Source organism: Streptococcus rupicaprae (assembly GCF_040545225.1).
Taxonomy (GTDB): Bacteria; Bacillota; Bacilli; order Lactobacillales; family Streptococcaceae; genus Streptococcus; species Streptococcus rupicaprae.
The window spans coordinates 1-5433 of sequence record NZ_JBEPLO010000047.1; the positions used below are offsets into that span (position 1 = coordinate 1).

10 protein-coding genes and 1 pseudogene are annotated in these 5433 nt (G+C 43.0%); 2 read left to right on the top strand and 9 right to left on the bottom strand.

What is annotated here, in order from left to right; all coding sequences use genetic code 11:
* The first annotated feature begins 282 nt into the window (after positions 1-282).
* Complete coding sequence (locus tag ABID29_RS12040) at positions 283-411, top strand: putative holin-like toxin (protein WP_354366379.1); 129 nt, start codon at positions 283-285, stop codon at positions 409-411.
* A 111-nt stretch (positions 412-522) separates the two neighbouring features.
* Here the strand turns inward: ABID29_RS12040 and ABID29_RS12045 are convergent, their stop codons facing one another.
* The 8 genes from ABID29_RS12045 to ABID29_RS12080 are packed head-to-tail and all read right to left on the bottom strand — an operon-like array spanning position 523 to position 3204.
* A complete protein-coding gene (locus tag ABID29_RS12045; RefSeq protein ID WP_354366361.1) occupies positions 523-813 on the bottom strand; it encodes a DUF5962 family protein in 291 nt (96 codons plus the stop codon).
* Between the two features lie 14 nt (positions 814-827).
* Entirely contained in the window at positions 828-1163 is a 336-nt protein-coding gene (locus ABID29_RS12050) for a type II toxin-antitoxin system PemK/MazF family toxin (RefSeq protein ID WP_354366363.1), read from the bottom strand.
* The gene (locus ABID29_RS12055; RefSeq protein WP_354366365.1) at positions 1157-1423 is read right to left on the bottom strand and encodes an AbrB/MazE/SpoVT family DNA-binding domain-containing protein; all 267 of its coding nucleotides are present in this window, start codon (positions 1421-1423) and stop codon (positions 1157-1159) included. The genes ABID29_RS12050 and ABID29_RS12055 overlap by 7 nt, the downstream gene beginning before the upstream one ends.
* A 47-nt stretch (positions 1424-1470) precedes the next feature.
* Positions 1471-2064 carry a CPBP family intramembrane glutamic endopeptidase gene (locus ABID29_RS12060; RefSeq protein WP_354366367.1) on the bottom strand — a complete coding sequence of 198 codons (594 nt, stop codon included), beginning with the start codon at positions 2062-2064 and terminating at the stop codon, positions 1471-1473.
* The gene (locus ABID29_RS12065; RefSeq protein ID WP_354366369.1) at positions 2042-2275 is read right to left on the bottom strand and encodes a transcriptional regulator; all 234 of its coding nucleotides are present in this window, start codon (positions 2273-2275) and stop codon (positions 2042-2044) included. Before ABID29_RS12065 ends, ABID29_RS12060 begins: the two co-directional genes overlap by 23 nt.
* Position 2276: 1 nt before the next feature.
* Positions 2277-2660 carry a thioredoxin domain-containing protein gene (locus tag ABID29_RS12070; RefSeq protein ID WP_354366371.1) on the bottom strand — a complete coding sequence of 128 codons (384 nt, stop codon included), beginning with the start codon at positions 2658-2660 and terminating at the stop codon, positions 2277-2279.
* A gap of 2 nt (positions 2661-2662) precedes the next feature.
* Positions 2663-2950 (bottom strand): hypothetical protein, encoded by a 288-nt coding sequence (locus tag ABID29_RS12075; RefSeq protein WP_354366373.1) that lies wholly within the window; start codon positions 2948-2950, stop codon positions 2663-2665.
* On the bottom strand, positions 2905-3204 hold the full coding sequence (locus tag ABID29_RS12080; protein ID WP_354366375.1) for a hypothetical protein: 300 nt from the start codon (positions 3202-3204) through the stop codon (positions 2905-2907). Before ABID29_RS12080 ends, ABID29_RS12075 begins: the two co-directional genes overlap by 46 nt.
* A gap of 132 nt (positions 3205-3336) precedes the next feature.
* Here ABID29_RS12080 and ABID29_RS12085 point away from each other — a divergent pair.
* Positions 3337-4293 (top strand): annotated as a pseudogene (locus ABID29_RS12085) (DDE-type integrase/transposase/recombinase).
* Between the two features lie 657 nt (positions 4294-4950).
* On the opposite strand, the gene ABID29_RS12090 reads toward ABID29_RS12085, so the two are convergent.
* A partial coding sequence (locus tag ABID29_RS12090; RefSeq protein ID WP_354366377.1) for an LPXTG cell wall anchor domain-containing protein occupies positions 4951-5433 on the bottom strand: 483 nt, incomplete at its 5' end.

The following is a 5433-nucleotide window of genomic DNA, read 5'->3' on the forward strand; positions in this document are numbered from 1 at the left end:
ATAATTATAAACCATGACATGGGAAAACGAGCATCTCCAACTGCGGAAATGCTCGTTTTTGTCTATTCTGAAACTAGTTTTTGCCCAGCCTCTTTCAACATCTAAAAAGTAAATATGGTATAATGGAGAACGTAGAAAAGTGCCCCTTTAAATGGGATGTGATGTTGTAAGCCACTAAAGTGGCGACAACATCGCAAAGACGGTGGGTAGAGTCTTTATCTGAAAGTGTGGTGTAAAAAGAGCCTGGGGATAGGCTCTTTTTACTGGGCAACTCATCAAAATCTGACAGAAAGGAGGGAGCATCTTTTGACAGCTTTTGAAGTTGTACAAACGATTCTGGGCTTTGGTATGTTTATCATTGCATTGATTGGCTTGTGCTATAAAATCTTCAAAGATGACGTTAAAAAATAATCCGTCCCCACTTTTGAGCGAGTAGGACGGATTAAATCCAAAATACGAGCCACCGTCTTAAACGGTTCTACGTGGGTAGTTGTTGACGCAACTACCTTTTTTCTATTTTCATTATACCACTTTTACAAAAAACTTCAAGTAATAGCTTGCCCTCGACTTATCATAATTTTCAAGTTTTTTGACTAAATCAAGGTACTCCTCAACGAGTGCAGAGTCAACGTCTGGAAAATCTCTGTCATCAAGTAAGCGTTCCAGCTGTCCCATAATCTCTCTTGCTGAGAAACTGTAATCTTGTGTAGCTTCCTCGTATGTCTGTTTCAAATTACAGTAGTGAACAAATTGGTCTGGTGTGCTGAAACCAGCTGAAAGCATGTCATCAAGTTGGTAGTATAGTGTCTCCATCAAAACTCCCCTCTCTAAAGCAAATCAAACAAGAGCTTATATTTATCAATAATCTCTTTAAGTTCTGTCTTATCTAATGTTTCTACAATCATCGTTACCCCACGTGCTTTAAGGTCAAGAGCAATGGTCTGGTCAAGCATAACCTTGCCTCTCACCGTCTTGGTACTTGTCAATGTGTGATAGGTTGGATAATTTCGCTCAGTTGTTGAAATTGGTGCAACGATAGTTAAACCACCAAATCGAGCAACCAAATCATGGCTCAGTGCAATGGCTGCTCTCCTATGCTTCTGCTCGTGACCAATACTCGGATTAAAATCCACGTAAAAAATATCACCTTGGGAGACTACCATGACAGTTCATTCCCTTCTGCTTGTCCCCAGTCCAACTCTTGAGAGCGAATACCATCATCTTCCCAACCTGCAAATAATTCATGAATACTGGTGGGCTTTTGAATTTCAGGTGTCAAGATAATCGACTGGTCTTTAACAGAGACTGTAAATTTTTGATTGACATCAATATCCAGCAACTTCAAAATACTGGTCGGTATTCTGGTAGCTTTTGAGTTCCCCCATTGTGATAGGGTAGTGTATTCTTGTATCACTTGTTCCATGCTGTTCACCTCCACATTATTAGTATATCCTTTGTATATCCCTTTTGTCAAGCGGTAAGTAAAAATACTAAAAGATTCCACAAGACATGTAAAACCATCGCCCCATAAAGGTCTGTCTGCTGTCTCATGATACCAAGGCATAAACCAAGTCCTGGATAAACTGCCCAAGCACTCAGACTTGTTGGGTGATGGGCTAAGGCGAAGATAAGACTGGTCCCCAACAAGGCTTGATAAGGTTCTGGAAATAAGTCCCACAGATAACCTCGATAAACCACCTCCTCTACCAGACTGGCATTGACAAGAAACAAGCCAAAGATAAGAAAGGGAACTTGGTTTTGAACGTCTATCAAGGTTTCTTGATTTCCTGAGTGAACAGGAGACATCAAACCTATCAAAATGGACAAGACCACCATCAGGCTCAAACACAGAAAAAACCAAGCTAGTCTTTTCTTGTGTGAAACCTGACTAGGGGACTTTCTGACCAGCAAAATTACACTTGTTAGGTATAGGAGCTGGCACAGAATTGTGACTGCTAGAGATAGCTTTCCTGCTTGGAAAGACGATACGATAGCCGCATTTCCATACTGGTAGAGGTAAAGGATTAGGACTTTTATGCCTTTACCTGCGAAACAAGTCTTCATAATCCACCTCCAAAACACGCACTATCTTTTCCACCCATTTGGTCTGAGGCATTTGACCTGCCGACTTGTAGTGGCGGATTTTCTGATACAGCCGATTGAACTCACTTGGATACTGATAGGCTCCCACAAACATTTTGCGGGTTAAATCAGCCCAAGTCATCTGTCGTTCGGCTAATAGTATTTCAACGTTCTCCCAAAATAATTCAGCCATTTTAGACCTCCGACTGTTCGTTCAAGGTCTGGCGAAAGCCCCCTAGCTTTAGCTTTCGTGGGATAAAGGTACGTAAGTCATCAGAACTGAGGTCGGGATAGACTCTCCTCTTGTGTATGGCAAGAGGTAAGCGTAAGCTAGTGGATTTCTTACTCAGAATCAGCTCAATCAGCTGGTTGGTCGTCATATAGTCGCTTCGTTTAAAGCGTAACAGGGTTGGACTTAGAAACTCAAAGCAATCCACAGAATAACTCATCATCTCAAGCAGAGTTAGCTTATCTAAATCTTCCACGTGATGGGCTTCATAACAAACTCCATACTTTTCCAACTGTTCCAAGAATGTTTTATTTCTAATCTTATTCTTGCCCAAGTAAATCCGTAACATCCTCACACCTCTCTTTCCAATTCTTGACGACGTTCCTTATTCCATTCTGCCAAGATACCGTTATAGACATAGTCTGCGATAGCTTCCGCAGTTCGGGCAAATCGCATGTTGGCAAGGGCATATTGATACCTGCTTTCAAAGTGCCTCATGACAAACTCTGCACTAGCCTTTGACAACTTCTCACGGATCAGTTGGTCATAGACCAGTTGATAAATATAACCCTTGTCGTAGGTAGTTGCTTTATCTACTTTGCGAGTGAGTCCTTTTCCTCCTCGTCCTCTAAAAGACAATCACTCCCTTTAGTATCAATAATATCAGTCTCAGTAACTTCAGTCTCATTCGTGTCCAATTCTGATACTAGCCCCGTTTGTTTTTGAGACTGGCTCCGTCTGTTTTGAACACCATCACCGTCTGAATCTTGGACGGGATACATGTCCTGCTCTAGTTCTCCAAGATAAATCTTGTTGGCCAAACGCCCTTTTTCACTAGACGACTGTTGGGCTTTTTCGATCAGGCCATACTCTCTTAACTCTTTTTCTACCATTTGTCAAGTCTATCAAGGCTTTGGCTTAAAAAATATTGTTACGTTACAATTGATGTGAGACCTAGGTGAACCAAAAAAGAAGATTCCTGATATGATAAGAGTAGCACCACTCACCAAAAAAGGAATCTTCTCATGACTAGTATACCACAAAACCCTCGCTATTTGCCACACACACTTGAAACCCGCTACCACGCTGTGAAAACCTATCGAAACGGAGCCTCTGTAGACTTTATCCGTCGACGTTACAAGGTCTCAAAGGCATCACTCATGCGATGGAATAAGCGCTTTGATGGCACCAAGGAATCCCTGCGAGATAAGTCTCACCGACCGCATAAAACCCATCCAACGGCGCATACGGAACAGGAAATCACCTGGATTAAAAACTGCATCCGCAGAAACCCAAACGCAACCCTCGTCGAGATTTTCTACAAACTCAAATCCAACAAGGGCTACAAGCGCCACCCCTGCTCACTCTTTCGGATCTTAAGGAAAATGGGGTTCTTCAAAACACCTAAATCCAAGGCTAAACCCTATGTTCCCAAACCCTATGACACACCAACTCAATTGGGCGTCAAGTGGCAGATGGATGTTAAATATGTGCCTAAGCAGTGTTATACAGGGACAATGCCCGACCGATTCTACCAATACACCGTCATTGACGAGGCCAGTCGGGAACGCTTCATCTACCCCTTCAAGGAACAGTCCTCCCACTCCACCGTCCAGTTTCTCAAATTGGCTATTAAGTACTTTGGATACAAGCCACAAATCATTCAGACAGACAATGGTTTTGAGTTTACCCATTTCAGGGAAACAAAGCAAGTCCACCCTCTGGATCTGCTTTGTCAATAATTAGGAATTGAGCATAAGCTCATTCGACCACGAACGCCTAGACACAATGGTAAAGTCGAAAGAAGCCACAGAAACGATAATAGACGGTTTTATCAGCACCTTGCCTTCTACTCCTATGACGACCTCATCAAACAGATGAAGGCCTATCTTTACCGATCAAATCGACTACCAATGCAAACACTGGAATGGAAATCTCCTATCGACATCAGAAAATCTATAGAGGAGCTAGCTCCTCTATAGATTAACACATGACTATCTTCAAATTGACAATTTTGGTCTCACATCATTGACAAAGGTACAGGCAACTAGTGTCATGACATGGATAGGCATTATCCTTCTAGAATTTATTCAACCACAGAAGAATCGGCTGACACAGACACTTCGCCGACCTGTTTTAGATACCTACAAGGTAGGCCAAGCCCTCACCGCACCAAAACCTTACCCCTTTATCCCCGTTAAACCGCTACTTTGACGCACTTGTGACTTCAGCAACAGTAAATATTGCAGTTCCTTCATCTAGATCATCTCTCTATTTACCATGATGCGATCTAGAAGCCCCGACTATAATTGGCTAGCACTATTTGGAAATCCGATCTTGTCCATCAAACCAACTACTGAACCATGAGTTCACTTGGCCCCTCTAAGTTGACAACAAGACCAATGCTGACACCTTCTCTGATGCAGTTGGTCCAGCAAATCACAGCTTCGAAACTAAGACTAGAGAAAACTCTATTCTAGTATCCTCCAAAAAGGATTACACCAAGTCATCTAGCAGCTATCATTGAGGCGGCAAGGACAAAATAGATGATAACAAAAGGATGTGGAGAAACCATCTCCACATCCTGTTGAGTCTCTGCTATTTAGCTGAACTGATCGTCATAGACGGACTTATTCTCCCTAGTCCTCTTCTCTCTTCTTCGATTTAGCAAGAAAAATCGAGAAGCTACTAAACAGGATTGCGCCGACTAGGCTGAGCAAGGACGTCTCCTCCCCCGTCTTAGGCAGGGTTTGAGTCGGTGTAGATGGTACTTGAGCACCTGTTGCTGCATCAAGCTTAGCTGGCACTTCTGGCTTAGGAGCAGGAGTTGGTTGGCTTGGCAAGTTTGGTCGAGTTGGTTGATCCGGCTGGTCAATCACCTGAACCTGTTTCTTGTAGACAACCACTTCCTCAATATCAGCAGTATCCGCAGTTGTTGTAAGAGCCTCAACCACTTGACGGTCGGTAGTATGTTGAGCAACTTCTGGCGAGGTTACAGCAGGTAATTCCTTATTAGTTGTCGCCCATTCACCAAAGGTCTGCTCACCGGTCACATCGTTAGTCGTAACGGTGCGAGTATAGGTTACTGTTTGAGTAACGGCTGGAGCCAACTCATTACCAGC

Bases quoted from the DNA above. Each gene is read 5' to 3' on its own strand.
- ABID29_RS12045 (WP_354366361.1), bottom strand. From the start codon at position 813: ATGGAGACACTATACTACCAACTTGATGACATGCTTTCAGCTGGTTTC.
- ABID29_RS12050 (WP_354366363.1), bottom strand. From the start codon at position 1,163: ATGGTAGTCTCCCAAGGTGATATTTTTTACGTGGATTTTAATCCGAGT.
- ABID29_RS12055 (WP_354366365.1), bottom strand. From the start codon at position 1,423: ATGGAACAAGTGATACAAGAATACACTACCCTATCACAATGGGGGAAC.
- ABID29_RS12060 (WP_354366367.1), bottom strand. From the start codon at position 2,064: ATGAAGACTTGTTTCGCAGGTAAAGGCATAAAAGTCCTAATCCTTTAC.
- ABID29_RS12065 (WP_354366369.1), bottom strand. From the start codon at position 2,275: ATGGCTGAATTATTTTGGGAGAACGTTGAAATACTATTAGCCGAACGA.
- ABID29_RS12070 (WP_354366371.1), bottom strand. From the start codon at position 2,660: ATGTTACGGATTTACTTGGGCAAGAATAAGATTAGAAATAAAACATTC.
- ABID29_RS12080 (WP_354366375.1), bottom strand. From the start codon at position 3,204: ATGGTAGAAAAAGAGTTAAGAGAGTATGGCCTGATCGAAAAAGCCCAA.